General features: G+C 73.2%; 19 protein-coding genes. 4 read left to right on the top strand and 15 right to left on the bottom strand.

Going from position 1 to position 25,336, the window contains the following annotated elements; all coding sequences use genetic code 11:
- Positions 1–105: 105 nt before the first annotated feature.
- Complete coding sequence (locus tag ABT171_RS16875) at positions 106–357, bottom strand: helix-turn-helix domain-containing protein (protein WP_351244346.1); 252 nt, start codon at positions 355–357, stop codon at positions 106–108.
- Positions 358–418: 61 nt separating this feature from the next.
- On the opposite strand from ABT171_RS16875, the gene map reads away from it, so the two are divergent.
- Positions 419–1,195, top strand: a complete 777-nt coding sequence (gene map / locus ABT171_RS16870; protein ID WP_351244344.1) for a type I methionyl aminopeptidase — start codon at positions 419–421, stop codon at positions 1,193–1,195.
- 200 nt (positions 1,196–1,395) lie between these two features.
- Entirely contained in the window at positions 1,396–3,927 is a 2,532-nt protein-coding gene (locus ABT171_RS16865; protein WP_351244342.1) for an ATP-dependent Clp protease ATP-binding subunit, read from the top strand.
- 15 nt (positions 3,928–3,942) lie between these two features.
- Here ABT171_RS16865 and ggt read toward each other — a convergent pair whose 3' ends face one another.
- Positions 3,943–5,745, bottom strand: coding sequence for a gamma-glutamyltransferase (ggt, locus tag ABT171_RS16860; protein ID WP_351244340.1), 1,803 nt, complete (start codon positions 5,743–5,745; stop codon positions 3,943–3,945).
- A 142-nt stretch (positions 5,746–5,887) separates the two neighbouring features.
- Between ggt and ABT171_RS16855 the strand changes: the two genes are divergently transcribed.
- Positions 5,888–6,628: a hypothetical protein gene (locus ABT171_RS16855; RefSeq protein WP_351244338.1), complete on the top strand. Its 741-nt coding sequence runs from the start codon at positions 5,888–5,890 to the stop codon at positions 6,626–6,628.
- Positions 6,629–6,737: 109 nt separating this feature from the next.
- A complete protein-coding gene (locus ABT171_RS16850; RefSeq protein WP_351244336.1) occupies positions 6,738–8,306 on the top strand; it encodes a CocE/NonD family hydrolase in 1,569 nt (522 codons plus the stop codon).
- A gap of 227 nt (positions 8,307–8,533) precedes the next feature.
- Here ABT171_RS16850 and ABT171_RS16845 read toward each other — a convergent pair whose 3' ends face one another.
- The 13 genes from ABT171_RS16845 to ABT171_RS16785 form a co-directional block, all read right to left on the bottom strand.
- Complete coding sequence (locus tag ABT171_RS16845; RefSeq protein ID WP_351244334.1) at positions 8,534–8,953, bottom strand: DUF6278 family protein; 420 nt, start codon at positions 8,951–8,953, stop codon at positions 8,534–8,536.
- A gap of 15 nt (positions 8,954–8,968) precedes the next feature.
- A complete protein-coding gene (locus ABT171_RS16840; RefSeq protein WP_351244332.1) occupies positions 8,969–9,748 on the bottom strand; it encodes an exodeoxyribonuclease III in 780 nt (259 codons plus the stop codon).
- Between the two features lie 35 nt (positions 9,749–9,783).
- Positions 9,784–10,419, bottom strand: a complete 636-nt coding sequence (locus tag ABT171_RS16835; RefSeq protein ID WP_351244330.1) for an MBL fold metallo-hydrolase — start codon at positions 10,417–10,419, stop codon at positions 9,784–9,786.
- A gap of 53 nt (positions 10,420–10,472) precedes the next feature.
- Positions 10,473–11,759: a bifunctional 3-oxoadipate enol-lactonase/4-carboxymuconolactone decarboxylase PcaDC gene (gene pcaDC / locus ABT171_RS16830; RefSeq protein ID WP_351244328.1), complete on the bottom strand. Its 1,287-nt coding sequence runs from the start codon at positions 11,757–11,759 to the stop codon at positions 10,473–10,475.
- A 232-nt stretch (positions 11,760–11,991) separates the two neighbouring features.
- Positions 11,992–13,833, bottom strand: a complete 1,842-nt coding sequence (locus ABT171_RS16825) for an APC family permease (RefSeq protein WP_351244326.1) — start codon at positions 13,831–13,833, stop codon at positions 11,992–11,994.
- 318 nt (positions 13,834–14,151) lie between these two features.
- Positions 14,152–14,871: a VC0807 family protein gene (locus ABT171_RS16820; RefSeq protein WP_351244324.1), complete on the bottom strand. Its 720-nt coding sequence runs from the start codon at positions 14,869–14,871 to the stop codon at positions 14,152–14,154.
- Between the two features lie 283 nt (positions 14,872–15,154).
- Positions 15,155–17,242, bottom strand: coding sequence for an SWIM zinc finger family protein (locus ABT171_RS16815; RefSeq protein WP_503075523.1), 2,088 nt, complete (start codon positions 17,240–17,242; stop codon positions 15,155–15,157).
- A 491-nt stretch (positions 17,243–17,733) separates the two neighbouring features.
- Positions 17,734–20,574, bottom strand: coding sequence for an SCO1167/SCO6262 family helicase (locus ABT171_RS16810; protein ID WP_351244619.1), 2,841 nt, complete (start codon positions 20,572–20,574; stop codon positions 17,734–17,736).
- Positions 20,575–20,683: 109 nt separating this feature from the next.
- Positions 20,684–21,265, bottom strand: coding sequence for a sugar kinase (locus ABT171_RS16805; RefSeq protein ID WP_351244322.1), 582 nt, complete (start codon positions 21,263–21,265; stop codon positions 20,684–20,686).
- Positions 21,262–22,407, bottom strand: a complete 1,146-nt coding sequence (locus ABT171_RS16800; RefSeq protein WP_351244320.1) for an ROK family glucokinase — start codon at positions 22,405–22,407, stop codon at positions 21,262–21,264. Before ABT171_RS16800 ends, ABT171_RS16805 begins: the two co-directional genes overlap by 4 nt.
- 117 nt (positions 22,408–22,524) lie before the next feature.
- Complete coding sequence (locus tag ABT171_RS16795; protein WP_351244318.1) at positions 22,525–23,295, bottom strand: ATP-binding cassette domain-containing protein; 771 nt, start codon at positions 23,293–23,295, stop codon at positions 22,525–22,527.
- The gene (locus ABT171_RS16790) at positions 23,292–24,320 is read right to left on the bottom strand and encodes an ABC transporter permease (protein ID WP_351244316.1); all 1,029 of its coding nucleotides are present in this window, start codon (positions 24,318–24,320) and stop codon (positions 23,292–23,294) included. The genes ABT171_RS16795 and ABT171_RS16790 overlap by 4 nt, the downstream gene beginning before the upstream one ends.
- Positions 24,317–25,321 (bottom strand): sugar ABC transporter substrate-binding protein, encoded by a 1,005-nt coding sequence (locus ABT171_RS16785; RefSeq protein WP_351244314.1) that lies wholly within the window; start codon positions 25,319–25,321, stop codon positions 24,317–24,319. Before ABT171_RS16785 ends, ABT171_RS16790 begins: the two co-directional genes overlap by 4 nt.
- Positions 25,322–25,336: the final 15 nt, after the last annotated feature.

Below are 25,336 nucleotides of genomic sequence, written 5' to 3'. Positions count from 1 at the left end.
CCGGGCAGGCAACACCAGTCGTGTTACGGCGCTGCTACGCAGAGTTTTCCGGCAGCGCGCGGACACCTCATCGCGGCCCCGGGGCCGTTGCGCGGACCGGGTGCCTCACGCGGCCACGGGCGCGCACCGCGCCACCAGCTCGTCCATCGACAGCCCGAGGACCTGGGCGAGCGCGGCGACGGTGAAGAACGCGGGGGTCGGCGCCCGGCCCGTCTCGATCTTGCGGAGCGTCTCGGGGGACACGCCCGCCTGCACGGCGACCTCGGTCATGCTCCGGCCGCCGCGCGACTCGCGCAGCAACTGCCCGAGCCGCTCGCCGCGTTCACGCTCTTCTGGGGTCAGGGGGGTGCGCACCATGGCACCCATTCTAATACCGGCCCCCGCATCACCCCATTAAAATACCGGTATAGTAATTGGCATGGTGGAACTGAAGACGGACACGTCGATCGACGCGATGCACGCGGCGGGCCAGGTCGTCGCACGGGCCCTGACGGCCGTACGGCGGGCCGCGGCCGTCGGCGTCTCCCTGCTGGAGCTGGACGAGGTGGCGCGGGAGGTGCTGCGCGAGGCCGGGGCGTCCTCCCCGTTCCTCGGCTACCGCCCCTCCTTCGCCCCGACCCCCTTCCCGGCCGTGATCTGCGCCTCGGTGAACGACGCGATCGTGCACGGCATCCCCACCCGGTACCGGCTCCGCGACGGCGACCTGCTCTCCGTGGACTGCGGCGCGGAGCTGAACGGCTGGGCCGGCGACTCCGCGCTCAGCCTCACCGTGGGCCGCCCGCGCGCGGCGGACCTCCGCCTGATCGAGACGGCCGAGCGCGCCCTGGCGGCGGGCATCGGGGCGGCCGTCGTCGGCAACCGCATCGGCGACATCGCGCACGCCGTCGGCCGGGTCTGCCGTACGGCCGGCTACGGCGTACCGCAGGGCTTCGGCGGGCACGGCGTGGGACGCCGTATGCACGAGGACCCCGAGGTCCCCAACGAGGGCCGCCCCGGACGCGGCCTCCCGCTCCGCCCCGGCATGGTCCTCGCCATCGAGCCCATGCTCATCGCGGGCGGCGGGGACGGCTACTACGAGGCATCCGACGGCTGGACCCTGCGCACGGCCGACGGCTCCCGCGCGGCCCATGTGGAGCACACCGTGGCCGTCACGGACGCCGGTCCCAGGATACTGACGGCAAGGGACACGCCCTGAAGGGACGCGGGACCGTGCCGGTGTGCGGCTTCGCCGCGGGGCGCGGGCAGCCGAGGCGCTCCCGCGGCCGCCGGACGGACACGAGCCCCTCCCCCCGCAGGCGAACATGCCCGCCCCCCTGGATCGTGTCATCGTGGGCATGAACGGCCCCCACCCGGTTACCCGGCGGAGCCAGTCGTCAGCGAAGGAAGCGCAACGCCATGACCAACGGCTACCCTCCTGACCCCTTCGGCGAATTCCTGGCCCGCTTCTTCGGCGGCGCCCCCAGCGGAGCGAAGCGTCATATCGACATCGGCCGCCTGCTCAGCCAGCCGGCCCGTGAGCTGGTCAGAGGAGCCGCCCTGTACGCCGCCGAGCACGGCAGCCGGGATCTGGACACCCAGCACCTGCTGCGCGCGGCGGTGGCGTCCGAGCCCACCCGGAGCCTGCTGAGCCGGGCGGGCGCCGACCCGGACTCGCTCGCCGCGGAGATCGACGACCGGGCCGGACCGGCGCAGCCGCCCGGCGAGGTGCCGCCGCCGACCTCGATGTCGCTCACCCCGGCCGTCAAGCGCGCCCTGCTGGACGCGCACGACATGGCGCGGGCGAGCGGCGCCGGGTACATCGGCCCGGAGCACGTGCTGAGCGCGCTGGCCGCCAACCCGGACTCGGCGGCCGGCCACATCCTGCACGCGGCCCGCTTCTCGGCCGGCTCGCTGCCGCCCGAGGTGCCGGAGAGCACGCCGGTCCGCACGGAGCGGCCGCGCGCCACCGGCACGCCGACACTGGACAAGTACGGGCGCGATCTGACCGACCTGGCCCGGCAGGAGCGGATCGACCCGGTCATCGGCCGGGACACCGAGATCGAGCAGACCATCGAGGTGCTGTCGCGGCGCGGCAAGAACAACCCCGTCCTCATCGGGGACGCGGGGGTCGGCAAGACGGCCATCGTGGAGGGGCTGGCCCAGCGCATCGCCGACGGGGACGTGCCGGACGTCCTGGCCGGCCGCCGGGTCGTCGCGCTCGACCTCACCGGCGTCGTGGCCGGCACCCGCTACCGGGGCGACTTCGAGGAACGCATGAACACCATCGTGGAGGAGATCCGCGCCCACTCCGACCGGCTGATCGTGTTCATCGACGAGCTGCACACCGTCGTCGGCGCGGGCTCCGGCGGCGAGGGCGGCTCCATGGACGCCGGAAACATCCTCAAGCCCGCCCTCGCCCGCGGCGAGCTGCACATCGTGGGCGCGACCACGCTGGAGGAGTTCCGCCGGATCGAGAAGGACGCGGCGCTGGCCCGCCGGTTCCAGCCGGTCCTGGTGCCCGAACCGACGGTCGAGGACACCGTCGAGATCCTGCGCGGGCTGCGCGACCGGTACGAGGCCCACCACCAGGTCCGCTACAGCGACGAGGCGCTGGTCGCCGCCGTGGAGCTGTCCGACCGGTATCTCACCGACCGGCGGCTGCCGGACAAGGCCATCGACCTGATCGACCAGGCGGGCGCCCGGGTACGGCTCGGCGCGCGGACCAAGGGCACGGACGTACGGGCGATGGAGCGCGAGGTCGAACAGCTGGTCCGGGACAAGGACCAGGCGGTCGCCGACGAGGACTACGACGAGGCCAAGCGGCTGCGCGACCGCATCGGCGAGCTGAAGCAGCGGATCGCGGAGGCGAGCGGCGACGAGAAGGTCGACGAGGGGCTGGACCTGGAGGTGACGGCGGAGGCCATCGCCGAGGTCGTGTCCCGGCAGACCGGCATCCCGGTCAGCCGGCTCACCCAGGAGGAGAAGGAACGGCTGCTCGGCCTGGAGGAGCACCTGCACCAGCGGGTGGTCGGCCAGGAGGAGGCCGTCGCCGTGGTCGCGGAGGCGGTGCAACGCTCCCGCGCGGGGCTGGCGAGCCCCCACCGGCCGATCGGCAGCTTCCTCTTCCTCGGCCCGACCGGCGTCGGCAAGACCGAGCTGGCCCGGGCGCTCGCCGAGGCGCTGTTCGGCAGCGAGGACCGGATGGTCCGCCTCGACATGAGCGAGTACCAGGAGCGGCACACCGTCTCCCGGCTGGTCGGCGCCCCGCCCGGGTACGTCGGCCACGAGGAGGCCGGCCAGCTCACCGAGGTGGTGCGCCGGCACCCGTACTCGCTGCTCCTGCTCGACGAGGTGGAGAAGGCGCACCCGGACGTCTTCAACATCCTGCTGCAGGTCCTGGACGACGGCCGGCTGACCGACTCGCAGGGCCGCACGGTGGACTTCACCAACACGGTCATCGTGATGACCAGCAACCTCGGCTCCGAGGCGATCACCCGGCGCGGTGCCGGGGTCGGGTTCGGGCCGGGCGGTGCGGAGGCCGACGAGGAAGCGCGGCGCGAGCAGGTCCTGCGCCCGCTGCGCGAGCACTTCCGGCCGGAGTTCCTCAACCGCATCGACGAGATCGTGATCTTCAGGCAGCTGACCGGTGAGCAACTGCGGCAGATCACCGGCCTGTTGCTGGAGGGCACCCGGCGGCTGCTGGACGGGCAGGGCATCGGGGTGGAGTTCACACCCGCCGCCGTCGACTGGCTCGCCGAGCGCGGCTACCAGCCGGAGTACGGCGCCCGCCCGCTGCGCCGCACCATCCAGCGGGAGGTGGACAACCAGCTGTCCAGGCTGCTGCTGAACGGCACGATCTCCGAGGGCAGCCGGGTGACGGTGGACGCGCGGGACGGCCGGCTGGACTTCCGCGCGCAGGAAGCCCGGCCGCCCGCACCGGAGTTGTGAGTCCCGCGGTGGGTCCTACGGCACCGGGTCCACCACCATCGCCGAGCCGCCGCCGCGTCGTACCTTCTCGGCGGCTGCCAGCCACCTGCCGTCCGGCAGCCGTTGCACGCCGGTGGCCGCGCCGATCTCGGGGTTGAGCTTGAAGCTGTGCCCGATGGCCTCCAGCTGCTTCCGCACGTCGCTGTTGTACAGGGCCGGTTCGAGTTCGGTCTGGGCGGCGTTGCGCTGGCTGGCGCGGGGTGCGGCGATCGCGTCGACCAGCGGCAGGCGCCGGTCCAGGAATCCGGTGAGCGTCTGCAGCACGGTGGTGATGATGGTCGCGCCACCGGGTGAACCGAGCGCCACCACAGGCCTGCCCAGCCCGTCCAGGACGATCGTCGGGGAGATCGACGAGCGGGGCCGCTTGCCCGGACCGGGCAGGTTCGGGTCGGGCACGGCCGGGTTGGCCGGGGTGAAGGAGAAGTCGGTCAGCTCGTTGTTGAGCAGGAATCCCCGGCCGGGCACGGTGATGCCGCTGCCGCCGGTCTGCTCGATGGTGAGCGTGTAGGAGACGACGTTGCCCCATCTGTCGGCCACGGTCAGATGCGTGGTGTTCTGGCCCTCGTACGTCGTCGGGGCGGCCGTACCGCCCTGTGCGCAGGCCGCCGGGTGGCGCGGGTCGCCGGGGGCCAGCGGGCTGGTGAGGACCGCGTCGTCCCTGATCAGGCAGGCGCGCGAGTCGGCGTACCGCTGCGACAGCAGCTGCCGCGTCGGTACGTCCTCGAAGGCCGGGTCGCCGACCCAGCGCCCGCGGTCGGCGAACGCGATCCGGCTCGCCTCGATGAAGTGGTGCAGGTACTGCGTCTCGCTCGCCTTCGACAGGTCGGTGTTCTCCAGGATGTTGAGGGCTTCACCGACCGTGGTGCCGCCCGAGGAGGAGGGCGCGATGGAGTACACGTCCAGGCCGCGGTACGACGTCCTGGTGGGCGCCTGGAGCTTGGCGCGGTAGACGGCGAGGTCCTTCTCCTCCAGCTTGCCGGGGCGGGCGTTCCAGCCGGAAGCCGGGTCCACGGGCGGGTGTTCGACCGTCTTGACGATGTCGTCGCCGATGTCCCCGCGGTAGATCGCGCCGATGCCCTTGCGGCCCAGTTCCTCGTAGGTGCGGGCGAGTTCGGGGTTCTTCAGGGTGGAGCCGACGACCGGCAGCTGTCCGTTCGGCAGGAACAGCTTCGCGGTGTCCGGGAAGTAGCGGAACCGGGTCTCGTTGGACGCCGTCTGCGCGCGGAAGGTGTCGTCCACCGTGAAGCCGTTCCGGGCGATCCGCTCGGCCGGCCGCAGGACGGTGCCGAGCCGTTCGCTGCCCCACTCGTCCAGCGCCTTCTGCCAGGTGGCGGGCGTGCCCGGGGTACCGACGCTCAGCCCGCTGCTGACGGCGTCGCCGAACGCGAGCGGCTTGCCGTTCTCCGTGAACAGGTCGGAGCCGGCGCTGAGCGGCGCCGTCTCACGGCCGTCGATGGTGTGCACGGTGCGGGTCTTGGCGTCGTAGTAGACGAAGTAGCCGCCTCCGCCGACGCCCGCCGAGTAGGGCTCGGTGACGCCGAGCGCGGCGGCGGTGGCCACGGCGGCGTCGACCGCGTTGCCCCCGTGTCTGAGCACCTCGATGCCGGCGGCGGACGCGTCCGCGTCGACGCTGGCGACCGCTCCGCCGTAGCCCACCGCCACGGGAACCTTGGCGGGCGTGCCGGTCGTTGTCGCGGCGGGCGGCGCCGCCGCCCCCACCGACACCAGTGCGGCCGAGACCGCCAGGACCGCCGTTCTCCGCGTGCCAGGACGACCCATCCGTACCTCCCGTCGGGACAGTCCGCGCAGCGTAACCAGATTGCCGCAGTACCGACAGTACGCCTGGGCGTCCTGCCACACGACCGTCACGTATCGAACACCCGGACGTGGCAGTGGCCCGCGCCCGCTACCATGCGCGGCCATGAACGACGACGTGCGCAACATCGTCCTGGGCCTGGTGGCGACCGGGATATCGGCCTCGCTGGGCTGGCTCGCCAGGACCTATCTGTGGCGCCGCAAACTCCGCCGCCAGCAGGCGTTCTTCGGGCTGCCGGACAACTCCGAGTCGCTCCTGGTGGTCAACCGTGACGCGGGCGGCCCGGAACTGACGGTGACGCGCCACGACGTGTTCGCGCTGCTGGAGCTCTCCGCGCTGATCAAGGACTGCCGCGCGCACGCCCGGGTCGTCGCGCACGACGCCGCGCAGCAGGGCTTCGGCGAACGCACCGAGTTCTGCCTGGGCGGTCCGGCCTCCAACCGCCGGATGGCCGCCCATCTCGCCTCGCTGGTGCCGGGCGTGCGGGTGAACACGGACGGCGAGCCCGGCCCGGACCGCGGCGCCTTCCGCATCGGCGGCGACAACTACCCGATGGAGAAGGGCCAGAGCGAGTACGTGCTGCTCGCCCGGCTCACCATGGGCCGGGACGCCCGCCCGGTCTTCCTCTTCTGCGGCCAGCGCGCCATCACCAACCAGGCCGCCACCCGCTATCTCGCCCGCCACCACGAGCGGCTGCGCCGCAGGTACGGCACCGGATCCTTCGTCCTGCTGCTGAAGGTGGTCAACTCCGAGGCGTACGGCCCGGATGTGGTGGAGCTGGTGGCGGACGTGACGCGGGCGGCGCGGGCGTCCCTCCCGGAACCGGCCGGCGCCGGCGGCGAGTAACCTCCCAACAATCTTTACTGGCACGTAACTTACCGACGGGTTACTTGCGGTAAGGAACAAAGGTTACCGTCGGGTCACTTTGCACTGTTGACGAGTGAAGGAGTGACCCATGGGACATGGTCGCACCGCGCTGCGCTCCACCGCCGCCACAGCGGTCTCGGCGGCGCTGGTCGCCGGCACCGTCGTCGGCCTGGCGCCCGCCGCCCGGGCCACCGCCCCGTCCGTCCGCTTCGTGGACATCACGGGCGACGGCGGCACCGTACTGAAGGGAAACGTCGTCACGCCCGCCGGCGCCGACGGCTCGCGCCGCTACCCGCTTCTCGTGCTGCCCACGAGCTGGTCCTTCCCGCAGATCGAGTACCTCGCCCAGGCGCAGAAGCTCGCCGACGCCGGCTATGTGGTGCTCACCTACAACGTGCGCGGATTCTGGCAGTCCGGCGGTCGGATAGAAGTCGCCGGTCCGCCGGACGTGGCGGACGCCTCCAAGGTCATCGACTGGGGCCTCGCCAACACACCGGCCGATCCGCAGCGCGTGGGCATGGCCGGGGTGTCGTACGGCGCCGGGATCAGCCTGCTCGCCGCCGCGCACGACAAGCGCGTCAGGGCCGTGGCCGCGCTCAGCGGCTGGGCGGACCTGATCGACTCCATCTACTCGGGCCGCACCCAGCATGTCCAGGCGGCGGCCGTGCTGGACGGCACGGCCACCCTCACCGGCCGGGAGAGCCCGGAAGTGCGGGAGATCTTCGACAACCTGTACTCCTCGAACCTCGCCAAGGAACAGGAGATGATCGACTGGGGGCGGAAGCGGTCCGCCGCGACCTATGTCGACCAGCTGAACAGCAACGGCGCGGCGGTGATGCTCGCCAACGCCTGGGGCGACACGGTCTTCCCGGTGAACCAGTACGCCGGCTTCTACGAGAAGCTGACCGGGCCCAAGCGGCTGGAGCTGCGGCCCGGCGACCACGCGACCGCCGAGCTGCCCGGCCTGTTCGGACTGCCCAACGACGTGTGGACGGACACCGGGCGCTGGTTCGACCACTACCTCAAGGGAGCCGACAACGGCATCGACCGTGAGCAGCCGGTCCAGCTGAAGTCCCGTAGCGCGGGGGGATACGAGGGCTACCCGGACTGGAAGTCGGTCGAGGCGACCCGGCGGAAGTTCGCGCTCGCCGGCTCCAGCACCATCCACGCGAACGTCGACTCCGGCGCGGACGGCGGGATCGTCTTCCTCTCCAGCCTCCTGGACCAGATCGCCCAACTGCCGCCGATGGCCTCGATCCCGCTGCTGCCGCGCCGCTGGGCGGCCGTGTGGCAGTCGGAGCGGTACGGCAGCGCCCAGCGGGTGCGGGGCACGGCCAAGCTGCACACCACGCTGACCCCGACGGCGGAGAGCGGCACGTTCATCGCCTACCTGTACGACGTGGGGCCGCTCGGTATCGGCAAACTGGTCACCAACGCGCCGTACACCTGGCACGGGCGGACGCCCGGCGAGCCGTTCGGCGTCGACCTGGACCTGTTCTCCACGGCCTACGACGTGCCCGCCGGACACCGCCTGGCGCTGGTGGTCGACACGGTCGACCCGCTCTATGCCGAGCACAACCCGTCCGGCGCGCAGCTGACCTTCTCCTCGCCCCCGGACGACCCGTCGTACGTGTCCGTCCCCGTGCGCGAGCAGTGATCTCCGGCTGCCGCCGGACGAGCCTGGCCCGTGAACTGCCGTCCCCCCAGGGTCTCGGGGTCATGGGGGGCTCCCCACCCGGCAGCAGCGCATCCCCGTGCGGATCGGCAAGATCACCATCGCCACAGGGATGAACCGCACATCGTAGTCGAGTTGGAGGCGCCGGGTCTCCCGGCGGGCAGTACCTGACCGAGGGTCATGCCGCGGCGGGAGGCCCCGGGGGGGGCTCAGGTCTCGGCGATCTCCGCGTACAGCTGGGAGAGTTCGGGGACACCGCTCGCCGCCCAGTCCTGCCCGGCGCCCACCACCTCGACCTCGCGGCCGGAGGCCAGCCGTACGACCGCCTCGCCGCCGGGGCGGATCCGCCAGGCGGCGCCGGGCACGGTGCGCACCACGACCGTGCCCAGGTACAGCCCCGCGTCGTGGCCCAGCCGGGGCAGGACCTCTGCGTCGTCGCGCCAGCGCGGGACGAGCTGGTCCAGGGCCTCAAGGGAGGCCGGGGTGTCGTCCAGGCGGACGCCCGCCCGGCCGGCCTGCGCGCGCAGCAGTTCGCACTCGGAGAGCAGCTCGGCGACCGCCTCCGGGTCGGCAGGCGGTGCCGCGTCACCGTTCTTCTTGTGCCGGTGGCCCAGGAACGGAAGGTCCATGGACCCAGCGTGGCATCAGACGTCGAGGTCGACCACCACCGGAGCGTGATCGGAGGCACCCTTGCCCTTGCGCTCCTCGCGGTCGACGTAGGCGTCCTTGACGGCCTTGGCGAACGGTTCGTTGCCGTACACCAGGTCGATGCGCATGCCGCGGTTCTTCGGGAAGCAGAGCTGGCGGTAGTCCCAGTACGTGAACGGGTGGTCGTACTTCAGCGGGCGGGGCACCACGTCGTCCAGGCCCGCCTCGCGCAGGGAGGCCAGGGCGGCGCGCTCGGCGGGGGTGACGTGCGTGGCGCCCTCGAAGGCGGCCACGTCGTAGACGTCGTCGTCGGTCGGCGCCACGTTGTAGTCGCCCATGACCGCGAAGGGGCGGCTGCCCTGTGCGTCGCCGTACACGGCCGCTTTGAGGGCCTCGAACCACTGCAGCTTGTACGCGTAGTGCGGGTGCTCCACCTCGCGGCCGTTGGGGACGTACACCGACCAGACGCGGACCGGGCCGCAGGTCGCCGAGATGGCGCGCGGCTCGGTGACACCGTCGAAGCCGGGGTCGCCGGGCAGGCCCTTGACCACGTCCTGGATGCCGACGCGGGAGAGCACCGCCACGCCGTTCCACCGGCCGGTGGCGTGGACCGCCGACTCGTAGCCCAGCTCGCGCAGCTGGTCGGACGGGAACTGGTCCTCGGCGACCTTGGCCTCCTGCAGGCAGAGCACGTCGGTGCCGCTGCTCTCCAGCCAGGCCAGCAGCCTCGGAAGGCGGGCGGTGATCGAGTTCACGTTCCAGGTGGCGATGCGCATGTCCCCCAACCTACCCGGCCCCTCTGACAACGGACTCAGATCTCGGTGGAGGCCCCCGGCGTCAGCCGCTGGTGGTCCGTGCCGCCGAGGGCGCCGATCTGGCGGTCGTAGATCGGGCGGGCGAGATCGGTGAGCAGGGCGTCGTGGACGTCGTAGGCGCGCTGCGGCCGCACCTCGCGGACGTAGTCGATGACCTCGGAGATCTTGTTCCACGGGGCCATCACCGGGAGCATCAGCGTCTCCACCGGCCGGCCGGGGACGGTGAGGGCGTCGCCGGGGTGGAAGACCCTGCCGCCGTCGATCAGGTAGCCGACGTTGGTGATGCGCGGGATGTCCGGGTGGATCACCGCGTGCAGCTCGCCGTGGACCTGCACGTCGAAGCCGGCCGCGGTGAAGGTGTCGCCGTGGCCGACGGTGTGCACCCGGCCGGGGAAGGCCGCCGAGATCCGGTCGGCGACCGACCTCAGCGTCCAGATCCCGGCGGCCGGGTTGTTCTCCATGGCGGCGCGCAGCCGGAACTCGTCGAAGTGGTCCGGGTGTTCGTGCGTGATCAGGATGGCGTCCGCGCCGAGCGCCGCGTCCTGTTCGCTGAAGCCGCCCGGATCGATGACGAGCGTCCGCCCGTCCTTCTCCAGGCGGACGCAGGCGTGGGACTTCTTCGTGAGCTTCATGGCTCACCATCCTGCCGGACCCGGCCCGCCGGCCGGGTCCGGCGGCGCGCGGCTCACTCGGCGGGCGTGGTCTCCTCCTGGATGACCTGCCGGGCCACCCGGAACGCGCCGGCCGCGGCCGGCACCCCGCAGTACACGGCCGTCTGCAGCAGCACTTCCCGTATCTCGTCCGGGGTGAGCCCGTTGCGCAGGGCCGCCCGGGTGTGGGCGGCCAGCTCCTCCAGATGGCCGCCGGCGACCAGCGCGGACAGCGTGACGCAGCTGCGGGTACGGCGGTCCAGGCCGGGCCGGTCCCAGATCTCGCCCCAGGCGTAGCGGGTGACGAAGTCCTCGAAGTCCCCGCAGAACGCGTCGGCCCCGGCCAGCGCCCGGTCCACGTGCGCGTCGCCCAGCACCTCCCTGCGGATCTTGAGCCCGGTCTCGTACCGGTCGGGCGGCGCGGCCGGCTGGGCCGGTACGGCGGCCGGCGCGATCTCGGCGACCGGCGCGGCCGCGGGAGTCACCGCCGGGACGGGGGCGGCCGACGGCGCCGGCAGGATCGTCTGGCCGGTCTCGTAGGGCTGCTGCCAGGCGGTGGAGAAGTGGTGCGTCAGCAGGTCGGTGACGGCCGCCGGCTGCTCGACCGGGACCAGGTGGGAGGCGCCGGGGACGACCGCGAGCCGCGCGTCCGGGATGCCGGCGACCAGGGTGCGGGCCTCGGCGGGGCCGGTGACCTGGTCGTCGGCGCCGACGAGCACGAGCGTCGGCACGCCCACCCGGCCGAGTTCCGCCCGTACGTCGAACACGGCGAGCGCCTCGCAGGCGGCGATGTAGCAGCCCGGGTCGGTGGTGCGGACCATCTGCACCGCCCACTCGGTGATCGCGGGCTGTGCCGCGGCGAACCCGCCGGTGAACCAGCGGTCGGGCGCGCTCCTGGCGACCGGGTCCAGCCCGTTCGTCCGTACGACCACCCCGCGCTGCCGGAACTCGTCGGGGGTCCCGAACCGGGGCGAGGCCGCGACCAGCGCCAGCGAGGCGAGCCGCTCGGGGTGGCGCAGGGCCAGCTCGATGCCGATCGCACCGCCCAGCGCGCAGCCCCCGTAGCCGAACCGCTGCACACCGAGCGAGTCCAGCGTGGCCAGCAGCCGGGCGGTCAGCTCGGCGACGGAACCGGCCGGGTGGGCGGGCGCCCCGCCGTGTCCGGGCAGGTCGAACCGCAGGACCCGCCACTGCTTGGTCAGCTCCGGCACCTGGCGGTCCCACATGTGACGGGTCGTGCCGAGGGACGGTCCGAGGACCAGGACCGGGGCGCCTTCCGGTCCGTCGAAGCCGTGTTCCAAAAGTTCAGTCGTCGTGCTCACCCGTTCACGCTCGCACATCTCACGGGCGGCACGGACGGCGGGGGCGCGGGGACGTCCGCGTCCTCGTCCCGCCGGGCTCGGTGATCAGAAGGCCAGGTCGGCCATCGTGGACTCCTGGAGTGAGGTCCGGTGGACACGGACGGTTCGGGGAAACCGCCCCGCCGACCGGATCCGGTCGGCGTTGCCGGCTCTCTTACGGCCGCCCGTGCGGCTTCGACGGGGCTCTTGCGGCTCACGGCAGCCGGAACCGCAGCCGGCAGATCACCGCGTCCGTCTCCCGGCGCACGGCATGCGCGATGACGGCACCCCGCTGGTTCTGCAGCAGCCGCTGCCACACCCGTTCGGGCTCGGTCTCCGGGATCAGCACGGTGACCCGGGTGCCCGGCTCGGTGGCGGCCACCTCACGCACATAGGCGGCGATCGGGCGGCCGAGGCTGCGCCGCTCGGAGGCCAGCCGCACCAGCTCGACGCCCGGGTCCCACTGGGCCCAGGCCCGCTCCAGGGCGCCCAGGTGGGCCCGGTCCTCGGAATCCGGATAGCACACGGTCACGGCCCGCACCTCGTCACCGAGCGAGCCGGCCGCGGTCAGCGCCTCCGACGTCAGCCGGGACAGGGACGACACCGGGACGACCACCAGCGAGCGCTCCCGGTGCGGGGCCTGCGGTATCCGGCCGAGGCCGAGCCGCTCGCCGATCCGGCCGTAGGCGCGGTGCACGGTCTCGAAGGCGGCCACCAGCAGGGGCAGCGCGATGAGGATCAGCCAGGCGCCCTCCTCGAACCTGCTCGCCGTGACGACCACGGCCGCGACACCGGTGAGCAGCGCGCCCAAGCCGTTGAGCAGCGCCTTCCCGCGCCAGTTCGCACCCCGCTCGCGACGCCAGTGCCGGACCATCCCGACCTGGGCGATCGTGAAGCCGACGAAGACGCCGACGGCGAACATCGGCACCAGGGTGTTGGTGTCACCGCCGGAGAAGACCAGCAGCGCGGCCGAGACCACCGCGAGTGCGAGGACGCCGTGCCGGTGCACCTGGCGGTCGGCCTTCAGGGCGAAGACATGCGGCGCGTAGTGGTCGCGGGCGAGCAGCTTCAGCAGGACCGGCAGCCCGCCGAAGGAGGTGTTCGCCGACAGCGCCAGCAGGACCATGGTCGCGAACTGGATGACGTAGAACGCCCCGTTGTGGCCGAGCGAGGCGTCCGCGAGCTGCGCGAGGACCGTGACGCCCTCGACCGGCTGCAGATGGAAGCGGCCGATCAGCACCGACAGCCCGATGAGCATCAGACCGAGTACGGCCCCGAGGGCGACCTCCGCGCGCTGGGCCCGGCGGATCCGCGGCACCCGGAAGGACGGGACGGCGTTCGCGATGGCCTCCACGCCGGTCAGTGCGGCACACCCGGCGGCGAAGGCCTTCAGCAGGAGCAGCGCGCCCACGGCGGAGGCGTTGTCCGCGACGGCCGAGGCGTGCCCGGCCGCCGTCGCCGTACTCACCGGGTGCGAGCGGCACAGGCCGACGGCGATGAGGACGAGGATCGAGCCGACGAACACGACCGTCGGCACGATGAACGCCTTCGCCGACTCCACGATCCCGCGCAGATTGACGCCCGTGACCAGTGCGAGCACCGCCAGGCACAGCCACAGCCGGTCGTCGTACAGGGCGGGGAAGGCGGAGGTCAGGGCCGCCACGCCCGCGGTGACGGCGACCGCCACGTTGAGGACGTAGTCCAGCACCAGCGAGGCGGCGGCCACCAGACTCGTGCGCGCGCCCAGATGCGTCCTCGCCACGGCGTAGGAGCCGCCGCCGTCCGGGAAGGCCGCGATCACCTGCCGGTACGACGCCACCAGCACGGCCAGCAGCGCGGCGATGGCCAGCGTCACCGGCATCGTGAAGCCGAGGCCGCGGGCGCCCGCGCCGGCCAGCACGAGGACGATGGCCTCCGGGCCGTAGGCCACCGACGCCATCGCGTCCAGCGACAGCGCCGCGAGGCCCGTGACGGCGGTCAGGCGGTGGTGTTCGCCGGTATCAGGGGGCTCCTCGTCGGCGGGGACGGCATCCGGCTCGGTGGTCAGGACGGACATGGGCGCGTGCTCCTTCTTTCTCGGACCTGCCCCCAGGTTCTGACCGTGTGCGACCGCTTCCGGCCCTTCTTTGCGTGATCTTCGCGTCCGACCTGCGGATCTTGACGGGGCCTTGACAGAGAGCGGCCTTGAGCCGTCCCGCCGCCGGTGCGCTCCACTCGGGGCCGTGCCGGCCAGCACCGACCCGGTGGCGGTCACCGCGCTCTGGCCGGCGACCACCTTCACATCAGTCGCTGCGGGCTGGACGTCGCGGCTCGGTCGGCGCCCCAGCCAGGGGGGTTCGTCCGGGCGGACCCGGGCTGATCCGAACGAGACCACCTAGCCCTGGGCGGTGGCCGCGGCGGTGCGCTCCTCGCCCCTGCGCCGTGCCCGCTTGCCGTACAGGGTCGTCCACAGGATGAGGCTGCCGAGGACGCCGTAGATCAGAACCGGGCTGAGCGTCACCATGGTGCCGGTGCTCAGCACGGAGGCCAGCGCGACGCGGACCACCGCCTCGGCGCAGTAGGCCACGCCCCAGACCGTCGTCATCGTCCGCACGGTCGCCCGGAAGCCTTCGTACTGCCACAGGCCGTTCCACCACGAGGTGCTCGCGGCGGTGCCGTCGGTGGCGAACTTGCGGCCGAAGTAGAACATGAGCGGTCGCGGCGCCAGCAGCGTCGCCAGGCACAGCAGGCCGAACAGCCCGGTGACGGCCGAGTCCTTGAGCAGCAGGGCCCGGGTCGAGTGGGCGCCGAGGAGGGAGACGACAGCCGTGATGACCAGGAACACCAGGGTCACGACGGCGAACTCGTCGAGGCGGCGCCGCCACACCAGGTGCACGACGCTGTCGAGCACCGGCCAGACACCGCTCGCCAGCAGCGCGGCGAACTCGCTCCACCCGTGATCGCTCAGGGCGTTGTACGTGAGGATCGGCGCCGCCACGTTCAGCGCGATGGTGAGGAACCAGCCGCCCATGGCACTGCCCCGGGACCGTGCGGGCGGCAGCGGGCGTTCCTCCCCCTGCGCCGCACGCGCGTCCGACGTTCTTGATGTGCTCATGGCATCCTGAGCAGACATGGTTCCCCCCTGAAATTCCTGCTGATGAAAGCGGTCGCCTCACGATGCGGCGGATGTGCGGCGGTGAGACGGGCCAGAGGCAACCGTCGGCCGGCCCGCCCGCCGGCCGTGATCATTCACGAACAAGATCCGTTTTGGCAAGCACGGGGCGGGCGCCGGTCCGCTCGGCGAGGTGCCGAGGACCGGCTTGGGCGCTCCCTCCGCACCCTCGTACAGCGGCCGCATCTGCCGGGCCGGGGCCGCCCGTGCGGTCATCGCTCCTCGGTCAGGTGGCGTCCGGGGTGCCGAGCCCCGTCAGCGCGCCCACGGGGTCGAGGTCCGGGGTACCCCGGGGCCACCAGTCGTCGTGGCCGGGCTCCGACTCATAGGCGTACCACAGGCCGTCGCGGCCCAGGCGGAGCTGGACATGGCCGCGCGGGTGCGTGAGGCGGTTGCGCCACGGGCGGAACACCGGCAGGTCGGCGGCGAGGAGCAACGGGCGGGCCCGGTCGAAGCGGCCGGCCGGCGGATCCCACGGCTCCTCCAGCACGGCCAGCCCGGCGAGCCCGCCCTGGCGCCAGGCCGCGACGGCACGCGCGAGGTCGGCCGGGGTGCGGCCCGCTGCCGTGGCGAGTGCGGCGTACAGGGTGCGGGTGGTGGCGGTGAGACCGGAACCGGGGCGGGCGGCGGCCAGGCGCACCGCGTCCTGCCACAGCGTCAGTTCGCCCACCGGATCGCGTCCGGTGCCGAGCAGCGCATGCGCGCGGGCGGCGGCGTCGGTCGCCAGCTGGTCCAGCGCGAAGGGGTCCGGACCGCCGGGCGCCGCCGGATACACCGGGGGCTGCTCGGGGTGCGGGGGTGCCGGCAGCGGCGGCGGCAGCGGCGGGAGTGCGCGCGGGGCCAGGGCATCGGTGGCCCGTACGCCGGGCAGGGACTGCGGCTGCCGTTCATGGGCTGCGCGGGCCGCGCGGGCGGCGCTGCGCCGGGACAGCGCGTCGAGCAGGTCCTTCTCGCCCCGGCCGCGCAGCAGGAGCAGCACGAACGGGTCGGCGTCGATCAGCCGTGCCGTCTGGTAGCAGAGCGCCGCCGCGTGCTTGCAGGGGTGCCCGGAGTCGGGGCAGCTGCAGCGCGGGACGAGGTCGCCGGGGCCGGGCAGCAGGGGGACCCCGCAGTCGGCGAGCGAGTGCGGCAGCTCCTTGTCGAGCAGTGCGGCGATGTGCCCCGGCAGGTCGGCGGCCGCGTCCAGGAACCGCTCCCAGTCCTCGTCCTCCAGCGTGCGGACCCGCACCTGGACCCGGTACGGCCGGGGGCGGCTCCCGCGCACGTACGCCAGCACGAGCCCCGGGGTGACAGTGATCGCGTCCACGTGGCCCTGGTCGGCGTACCCGCGTCCGCGGGCCAGCCGCTTGGGATCCAGCGCACCCTGCTCCAGCGCCTCCGCCCAGGCGTTCCCCCACCAGGTCGCCGCGAACGGCCCCTCCTCGGCCCCGGCCTCACGGGACGCGAACGCCGCGAAGGTGCGCCGCAGTTCGGTGTCCCGGTGGGGGGTGGCCATGGTGGGCGGCACATGCGGGGACGCGGGGGCGGAGCGACCGCGGGTGGTGGGGGTGGCTGTCGCGGGGGGCGTGTGGGGGGCAGCCGGCCCGGTGGGCATGGGACACCCGGCGGGGTCGGCGGGCGCGGGACGCGGCTCGGCGGAGCCGGCGGTGGTCCCGGCGGTGTCGCCGGTTCCGATGGTGCCGGTGTCGTCCTCCGGGGTGTCCGACCACGTCGGCATCCGGAAGGCGTTCGCCAGGTAGTGCCGCATCTCCTGGGCAGCGTTGAGCCGGGCGGCCCGCGAGGCGGCATCCGGACCGGACACGGACCCGGTACGCGGCGCCGGCGAGCCGGGGGCTCCCGTGACCCGCGCGTGGCGTCGCACACGCGGCTCCCCCGCCGGCGTCCCGCGTCCGGCGCTCTCGTCCGCCTCTGCACGCAGCGCCTCCCGCCGGGCCGCACGCAGCGCTTCCCGGGCGATGTCGGCGGGGCGCCCGCCTGCCGGGTCTGCGGAGCGGGCCTGCGGCACGGTCCCGACGTGGTCCGGGGCGCCGTCCTGACCCGGGCTCCTCGCGCCGGCCGGTGCCGGAGCGGCGACGGGGGGCGCGGAGGCCGGCTGTACCCCGTCGTCGCGCCGGTCTCGGGGCACGGCAGCCGTCGTCGGAGCTTCGCGCTCGCTCCGCCGCGCGGACACCGCGGCCCGGAGCGCCGCGCGTGCCACGTCGCCGGGCCTCGGGCCGGTGCGCGCGGGGTGTCCCGGCGCCGCTTCGGCCGGCGCATCCGTCGTCCCCGCCGCGCCGGAGACGGTCGCCCCGGACACACCGGCCGCTCGCCCCACGGCCCCCTCCAGCGCCTCCCCACCGCGCGGAACCGGCCCGCCGGACAGGGGCGACGCGCGCTTCACCGGCTTCTCGGGCGCCCCGTCCCCCGGCTCGGCGGTGCCGCCGAGCCCTCTCTCCCCTGACTCCGCCCACTCCTCCGCCGCCCCCGGCCCACGCCGAACCGACCTCTCGACCCCCCTCCCCACCAGCTCAACCAACTCCTCCAGCCCCCTCACCCCGCGCTCCGCCGACCCCTCCGCCGCACCCGGCCCACGCCGAACCGTCCTCTCGGCCCCGCTCCCCACCGGCACCACCGACTCCTCGGCCGCCCTCCCCACCAGCTCAACCAGTTCTTCGGAGCCACTTACCGATCGCTCCGCCCACTCCTCTGCCGCAGCCGGCGCGCCCGGTGCGTCCGCGGCCCGCTCCGGGTGCTCGGCCCCGGTCCGTTCCCGTGCTGCCCGCAGGGCGCGGCGGGCGGCGTCGCCGGGGCGGGGGGTGGGGGCTGTCATGCGGTCCTCCGCAGGGAGACGAGGTCGGACAGCTCGCGGTCGGTCAGTTCGGTGAGGGCCGCCTCGCCGGAGCCGAGGACGGCGTCGGCCAGGGCCCGCTTGGCGGCGAGCATCTCGGCGATGCGGTCCTCGACCGTGCCCTCGGTGACCAGGCGGTGGACCTGGACGGGCTGGGTCTGGCCGATGCGGTACGCGCGGTCGGTGGCCTGTTCCTCCACGGCCGGGTTCCACCAGCGGTCGAAGTGGACGACATGGCCCGCGCGGGTGAGGTTCAGACCGGTGCCCGCCGCCTTCAGGGACAGGACGAGGACCGGGGTCTCGCCGTTCTGGAAGCGGTCGACCATGCGCTCGCGCTCCGGGACCGGTGTGCCGCCGTGCAGGAGGTCGACCGGGACCGCCCGGGCGGACAGGTGGGCGGTGATGAGGCGGGCCATGCCGACGTACTGGGTGAAGACGAGCACCGAGCCGTCCTCGGCGAGGACGGTGTCCAGCAGCTCGTCCAGCAGGGCGAGTTTGCCGGAGCGGGCCACGAGCCGGCCGGGGTGTGTCTCCTCCTTCAGGTACAGCGCCGGGTGGTCGCAGATCTGCTTCAGCGCGCCCAGCAGCTTCAGGACCAGGCCCCGGCGGGCGATGCCCTCGGCCGTCTCGATCGCCAGCATCGACTCGCGCACCACCGCCTCGTACAGCGCGGCCTGTTCGCGGGTGAGCGGCACGGGGTGGTCCGTCTCGGTCTTGGGCGGCAGTTCGGGGACGATGCCGGGGTCCGACTTCCTGCGGCGCAGCAGGAACGGCCGTACCAGGCGGGCCAGGCGCTCCACGGCCTCCTCGTCCTCGCCGTTCTCCACGGCCCGTGCGTGCCGGGCGCGGAAGGACTTGAGGGGGCCGAGGAGTCCGGGGGTGGTCCAGTCGAGCAGGGCCCACAGTTCGGAGAGGTTGTTCTCGACCGGGGTGCCGGTCAGCGCCACGCGCGCGGGCGCCGGGATGGTGCGCAGCGCCCTGGCGGTCGCGGAGTAGGGGTTCTTCACGTGCTGGGCCTCGTCGGCGACGACCATGCTCCACGGCTGTTCGGCCAGGCGGGCCGCGGTGGAGCGCATGGTGCCGTACGTGGTGAGGACGAATCCGCCGGCCAGCCCGTCCAGGGTGCGATCGGGGCCGTGGAAGCGGCGGACGGGCACGCCGGGCGCGAACCGGGTGATCTCCCGCTGCCAGTTGCCGAGCAGGGAGGCCGGGCAGACGACGAGCGTCGGCTCGGTGCGGGCGCGCTTGAGGTGCAGGGCGATGAGGGTGACGGTCTTGCCGAGGCCCATGTCGTCGGCGAGGCAGCCGCCGAGGCCCAGGGAGGTCATGAGGTCCAGCCAGGCCAGGCCGCGCAGTTGGTAGTCGCGGAGGGTGGCGGCGAGGCCGGCGGGCGGGTCGGCGGGGCGCAGGCCCGCGGTGAGCCGGTCACGGAGGGCGGCCAGCGCGCCGACCGGGACGGCCTCGACGGTCTCGCCGTCGACGTCGGCGGTGCCGGTGAGCGCGACGGCCAGCGCGTCGACCGGGTCGAGCAGGCCCAGTTCGCGCTTGCGGGCCTTGCGGACGAGGGCCGGGTCCACCAGCACCCAGCGGTCCCGCAGCCGTACGACCGGGCGGTGCGCCTCGGCGAGGGTGTCCATCTCGGCCTCGCTGAGCGGGTCCCCGCCGAGCGCCAGCTGCCAGCGGAACCGGAGCAGCTCCTCGCCCTCGAAGAAGCCGGTGCCGTCGGTCGCCGAGCCGGGTGCCGGGCGGACCACGGCGGCGGCCGTGAGGTCGCGGGCGAGGTCCCGCGGCCAGTGCACGGCGACTCCGGCGGCGGCCAGCCGGGTGGCCGCGACGCCGAGCAGTTCGCCCAGCTCGTCCTCCGAGAGCGGCAGGACGTCGGGCACGTCCTGCTCGGCGAGCCGGTCCAGGGGCGGCCACACCCGTGCCGCGCGCCGCACGGCGAGGGCGGCGTCCACCCGCGCGCGGGGCCCGAACGCCAGGTCGGCCTCCCCCGCCCACAGGGCGCCCGCGTCAGCCACCAGGGTGGGGTCGGCGAGGCTGTGCACCTGCACGACGGCCGCTCCCGCGGAACGCGTGCCGTCGCTCTCACCGGCGTCGAAGACGTCGGACGCCGACAGGTCCAGGCGGAGCGAGATCCGCACGCCCGCGTCCATGCCGGCGGCGACCTCGGCCGCCCACTCATGGGCCTGCGGCAGCGCCACCGGCTCCCGGGCGGCGAAGGGACGGCCGCAGGTGAACGGGGCGGCCGGGGTGCGGGGCAGGGTGTCGGCGACCGCGTCCAGGAAGTGGCGGACCAGGGCCTCCGGCTCGGGCAGCCGCAGCGGCCCCGGGTCCGGGAGGGGCACCGCGTGGCCCTCGGGGGGAAGGGCGGCGGCGATCGCGCGGGCGTGGGCGATGTCGTCGGGCTCCAGCGGGCCGGCCCGCCAGGCGTCGTGCCCGTCCGGGGTCAGGCCCGGCAGCAGGCGGCCGCGCGCGGCCAGCCGCAGCGCGTGCAGCGCGGCGGCGCCCCAGCAGGCCGTGGCCGGATGGGCGGCCGGGTCGCGGCGGGCCCGGACCAGCAGCGGCAGGGCCGCGGTGAGCGGCAGGGTCAGCGCGGGCACCCGCCGGCGGCGCACACCGGCGCCATGGCGTCGTACCACCGTGAGCTCGGCGGTGCCGCCCTCGACGGGGCCGCCGTCGGGGTCCCAGAAGGCAACGCGGCTCTCGCGCGGGAGGGGCGCGGGCAGGTAGACGGAGGCGAGGCGCAGCGGGACCGGTTGCCCGGCCGGGACGGAGCCCGCCGTGTGCCCGGCCACCGCGGCCGAGCCGCCGTTCATCCGTTCTGCCATACGTCCTGCCACCTCCCGCCCGTGTGTCGGATCAGACGTCTTCGACTCTACGGGCGGGGTCTGACAATCGGCCCCGGCCACCGGCCGGGGCCGGTGGTCACGGCACCGTGCGCGAGACGACGTAGACCATCGGGTTCTTCGGGTCGGCCAGGTTCACGATCACGTCCTGGGTCGGCGCCGGGTTCTTCTGCGTGTGGGTCAGTCCCCACCAGGGGCCGGGTCCGGTGAACTGCCAGCCGCTGACCTTCTGGTCGCGGGTGCCGATGGCGATGTCGCCCTTCCTCAGCTGGTCCCGGCGTACGCCCATGGTCTGCAGGAAGCTGTCCAGGCCGGCGTCGTTGGTGCGGAACTGCACGTAGAGCCGGCTGGTCTTCCAGTTGTTCGTCTCGTAGGAGGCGATGTCGTCGGCCGGGCGCGGGACGGGCACCTGGTAGAGGCGGGCCTGCACCTTCGACGGCCAGCCCGGGGTCAGGCCGGTCGCCGAGTACTTCGCCTCCTTGTCCTTGCCGCTGTCGCGGCTCAGGTTGGCGGCGATGACCAGGTAGCGCGCGGGCATGCCGATCAGCAGCCCGATGATCAGCAGGGTGAGCACGCGGCGCCGGACCTTGTGCCGGGGCCTGTCGGCGGTGCGGTACGGCCGGTTGGGCGGGGCGGCCTGGCGCGGCAGCGACGCGGTCATGCGGTGTCCCGGGCGCGGCGGGCCTGGGCGTACCGCTCGTAGCGCTCGTAGCGCTCCACCCGGCGGCGCTTGGCCCGGCGGAACCGGCGGGCGACCAGCCGGGCCAGGTCGGCGGCGCCCACCATGCCGGCCTCGGGGCCGAGCTGGGCCCGGGTGATGCGGGCCTCGGGGCGGTAGCCGCGGCCGGTGAGGTGGCGCTTGAAGGCGTCCCGGGCCGGGCCGATGAGCAGGTCGTCGGCGGCCGAGACGCCACCTCCGACGACGAAGCAGGACGGGTCGAGGGCGGCGGCGAGGTTGGCGATGCCGACGCCGAGCCACTGGCCGATGTCCTGGAGCAGCTCGATGCACATGGCGTCGCCGTCGCGGGCCAGCTCGGTGATCATCGGGCCGGTGATGTCGTCGACGTTGCCCTTGACGTGCTCGATGATGCCGTAGGCCACCGGGGAGTCGGCCGCCGCCAGCTCCTTGGCCTCGCGGACCAGCGCGTTGCCCGAGCTGTACTGCTCCCAGCAGCCGCGGTTGCCGCACGGGCAGCGGTGCCCGCCGGGCACGACCTGCATATGGCCGAACTCGCCGGCGACACCGAACTTGCCGCGCTTGACCTGGCCGTCCTCCAGGATGGCGCCGCCGATGCCGGTGCCGAGCGTGATCATGACGAGGTGGTCCTCGCCGCGTCCCGCGCCGAAGCGCCACTCCGCCCAGGCGGCGGTGTTGGCGTCGTTGTCCACGAGGACCGGCACGGACAGGCGGCCGCTCAGGCGGTCGCGCAGCGGTTCGTTGCGCCAGGACAGGTGGGGGGCGAACAGCACGCGGTTGCGGTCGGCGTCGACCCAGCCAGCCGCGCCGATGCCGACCGCGTGCACGTCGTGCCGGTCGGACAGGTCCAGGACCAGTTCGACGATGGTGTCCTCGACGACCTTGGGGCTCTTGGACTTGTCCGGGGTCTCCGTGCGGAGCTTCTCCAGGATGTTCCCGTCGGCGTCCACGACGCCCGCCATGACCTTGGTGCCGCCGATGTCGATGCCGACCGTGGGGACTCGGGGGGCGGTCAGGTGTGACCGGCGTTCCCTGGTACCCACGGTTCGCAGGACGGGGGCTCGGCGGGAGCCGATGGGGGCGGTGAGGTCGCGGTAGGTGCTCATCGGGCTCGATTGTGCCGCACCCTCATGGTGAGTGCTGCGCGGGGCAGGGGCAGGGGATGCGCGTGCGTCGCCGGGTGCGGCATGCGTGGTGGCTGCTCGCGCCGTTGCCCGCGCCCCTCAACCGCGCTGCAGTTCATGGCGTAGAGCGTCCAGGTCGGACCCTCCCGCCATCTGCTGGGTCAGCTCGTCCAGGGTGATCTCGTCCCGTGTGTGATTGCCCACCATCGTGCCCCGGCGAAGCAGCACGAACCTGTCCCCCACCAGGTATGCGTGGTGCGGGTTGTGGGTGATCAGGACAACGCCCAGGCCCTCGTCACGTGCCGCCGCCACATACTTCAGCACCACGCCGGACTGCTTCACGCCCAGTGCCGCCGTCGGCTCGTCCAGGACCAGGACCTTCGCGCCGAAGTGGACGGCGCGGGCGATCGCCACGCACTGGCGTTCGCCGCCGGAGAGGGTGCCGATGGGCTGGTCGACGTCGCGGAGGTCGATGCCCATGCGGAGCAGTGCCTCGCGGGTGGTGCGGCGCATGAGGGCGGTGTCCAGGCGCTTGAAGGGGCCGACGCCCTTGCGGGGTTCGGAGCCCAGGAAGAAGTTGCGCCAGACCGGCATCAGCGGGACGACGGCCAGGTCCTGGTAGACCGTGGCGATGCCCCGGTCCAGGGCCTCGCGCGGGGAGGCGAGGTGGGTCTCCTCGCCCTCGACGCGCAGGGTGCCGCCGTCGTGGCGGTGCAGGCCCGCGATCACCTTGATCAGGGTCGACTTGCCCGCGCCGTTGTCGCCCAGGACGCAGGTGATCTCGCCCGCGTGCACCTCAAGGGAGACGCCTTCCAGGGCGCGGACGGTGCCGTAGTGCTTGCTGACGTCGGTCAGCTCCACGAGTGTCACTTGCTCGCCTCCGCGCGCTTGCGGACCCAGGCGTTGAGCAGGGTCGCGAGGAGCAGCATCGCTCCGAGGAAGAACTTGAACCAGTCGGGGTTCCACTCGGCGAAGACGATGCCCTTGCTGGTCATGCCGAACAGGAGGGCGCCCACGGCGGAGCCGATGGCGCTGCCGTAGCCGCCGGTGATCAGACAGCCGCCGATGACGGCCGCGATGATGTAGATCAGCTCGTTGCCGACGCCCTCGCCGGACTGGACGGCGTCGAAGGAGAAGAGCAGGTGCTGGCCGGAGATCCAGGCGCCGAAGGCCACGCCCATGTAGAGGGCGATCTTGGTCTTGGCGACCGGGACGCCGACGGCGCGGGCCGCGTCCTCGTTGCCGCCGACGGCGAAGATCCAGTTGCCGGCGCGGGTGCGCAGCAGGATCCAGGAGGCGAGGGCGACCAGGCCCAGCCACCACAGGATGGTGACCTTGAAGTCGACGCCGCCGAGCGTCAGGGTCGAGGCGAAGACGGCGTGGGCGCTCGGGAAGCCCTCCATGTCGGCGATGGTCTTGGTGGAGACCGTGCCGTCGATCAGCTTGGTGAAGCCGAGGTTCATGCCGGTCAGCATCAGGAAGGTGCCCAGCGTGACGATGAAGCTGGGCAGTTTCGTGCGGGTGAGCACGAAGCCGTTGAAGGCGCCGACGGCCAGCGTCACGAGGAGGGACACGCCGACCCCGACCCAGGTGTTGGCCGTCATCTGGTAGCTGGACATCGACGAGATCAGCGCCGACGACGTCACCAGGACACCGGCCGACAGGTCGAACTCGCCGCCGATCATCAGCAGGGCCACGGGTACGGCCATGATGCCGATGGTCGAGGAGGCGTACAGGACCGTGCTGAGGCTGGCGGCGCGCAGGAAGCCGTCGGCGGCGAGGGCGAAGAAGACGAAGACGGCGAGTGCGCCGACCACCGAGCCCAGTTCGGGCCGGGCGAGCAGCCTTCTCGGCGGCGAGGCCTGCAGAATCCTTTCATCAACGGATGTGCTCATCGGGTGCCCCGCTCGGTGTACGCGGCCAGCGCGGAGGCCTGGTCCTTGGTGATGATCTGCGGGCCGGTCAGCACGGGCTTGCCGCCGCCGAGCACGTCGCCGTTGTACTTGTAGGCCCACAGCAGGTCGACCGCCTCATACCCCTGGAGGTACGGCTGCTGGTCCACGGCGAAGCCGAGGGTGCCGCTCTTCAGTGAGGCCGCGACCTTGGCGTTGAGGTCGAAGGTGTCGATCTCGGCCTTGCTGCCGGCGTCGGACCTGGCCTTCACGGCGGTGTCCGCGTAGGGCGCGCCGAGGGTGACGACGGAGTCGATGGAGCCGTCGGCCTGGAGCTTGGCCCCGATGGCGGACTGGACGTCGGGCATGTTGGTGCCGTTGACGTAGAGCTTCTGCAGCGTGCCGCGGAAGGTCCTGGCGATGCCGTCGCAGCGCTGTTCGTGGCCTACGTTGCCCTGCTCGTGCAGCACGCACAGGGCCTTCTTCTTCCCGCGCTTGTTCAGTTCGTCACCGACGGCCTCGCCGGCGATCGTCTCGTCCTGGCCGATGTGGGTCAGGGCGCCGAAGGCCTTGGACTCGGCGGAGCCGGAGTTCACGGTGATGACCGGGATGCCGGCCTTCTCCGCGCGGGCCACGGCGGCCTTCATGGCGTCCGGCTTGGCGAGGGTGACGATGATGCCGTCGACCTTCTTGTCGACCGCCGCGTCCACCAGCTGCGCCTGCTGCTGGGCCTCGTCGTCGTGCGAGTAGAGGAAGTTGATGTTGTCCTTGACGGCGGCCTGCTTGGCGCCGCTCTGCACGATGTCCCAGAACGTGTCACCGTCTCCCGAGTGGGTGATCATCGCGAAGGTCCAGCGCGGGGTGTTCACCGCCGCCCTCCCCTGGGCCGCGGCGGCCTTGCGGGCGTCCTCGGCCCGCTTTCCTCCGGTGCTGCTGCACGCCCCCAGGGACAGCGAAAGTGCCCCTGTCAGCGCGATGACTGCCCAGGTCCGAAACCGTGCCACGAGGCAGTGCCCCTT

Origin of the sequence: Streptomyces sp. NPDC001851, assembly GCF_040297165.1 — a bacterium.
Taxonomy (GTDB): Bacteria; Actinomycetota; Actinomycetes; order Streptomycetales; family Streptomycetaceae; genus Streptomyces.
This window is presented reverse-complemented; position numbering and strand designations above follow the sequence as displayed.

Excerpts from the sequence above, each read along its gene's own strand:
- ABT171_RS16875 (WP_351244346.1), bottom strand. The coding sequence starts at position 357 with ATGGTGCGCACCCCCCTGACCCCAGAAGAGCGTGAACGCGGCGAGCGG.
- map (WP_351244344.1), top strand. The coding sequence starts at position 419 with ATGGTGGAACTGAAGACGGACACGTCGATCGACGCGATGCACGCGGCG.
- ABT171_RS16865 (WP_351244342.1), top strand. The coding sequence starts at position 1,396 with ATGACCAACGGCTACCCTCCTGACCCCTTCGGCGAATTCCTGGCCCGC.
- ggt (WP_351244340.1), bottom strand. The coding sequence starts at position 5,745 with ATGGGTCGTCCTGGCACGCGGAGAACGGCGGTCCTGGCGGTCTCGGCC.
- ABT171_RS16855 (WP_351244338.1), top strand. The coding sequence starts at position 5,888 with ATGAACGACGACGTGCGCAACATCGTCCTGGGCCTGGTGGCGACCGGG.
- ABT171_RS16850 (WP_351244336.1), top strand. The coding sequence starts at position 6,738 with ATGGGACATGGTCGCACCGCGCTGCGCTCCACCGCCGCCACAGCGGTC.
- ABT171_RS16845 (WP_351244334.1), bottom strand. The coding sequence starts at position 8,953 with ATGGACCTTCCGTTCCTGGGCCACCGGCACAAGAAGAACGGTGACGCG.
- ABT171_RS16840 (WP_351244332.1), bottom strand. The coding sequence starts at position 9,748 with ATGCGCATCGCCACCTGGAACGTGAACTCGATCACCGCCCGCCTTCCG.
- ABT171_RS16835 (WP_351244330.1), bottom strand. The coding sequence starts at position 10,419 with ATGAAGCTCACGAAGAAGTCCCACGCCTGCGTCCGCCTGGAGAAGGAC.
- ABT171_RS16825 (WP_351244326.1), bottom strand. The coding sequence starts at position 13,833 with ATGTCCGTCCTGACCACCGAGCCGGATGCCGTCCCCGCCGACGAGGAG.
- ABT171_RS16820 (WP_351244324.1), bottom strand. The coding sequence starts at position 14,871 with ATGAGCACATCAAGAACGTCGGACGCGCGTGCGGCGCAGGGGGAGGAA.
- ABT171_RS16810 (WP_351244619.1), bottom strand. The coding sequence starts at position 20,574 with ATGAACGGCGGCTCGGCCGCGGTGGCCGGGCACACGGCGGGCTCCGTC.
- ABT171_RS16805 (WP_351244322.1), bottom strand. The coding sequence starts at position 21,265 with ATGACCGCGTCGCTGCCGCGCCAGGCCGCCCCGCCCAACCGGCCGTAC.
- ABT171_RS16800 (WP_351244320.1), bottom strand. The coding sequence starts at position 22,407 with ATGAGCACCTACCGCGACCTCACCGCCCCCATCGGCTCCCGCCGAGCC.
- ABT171_RS16790 (WP_351244316.1), bottom strand. The coding sequence starts at position 24,320 with ATGAGCACATCCGTTGATGAAAGGATTCTGCAGGCCTCGCCGCCGAGA.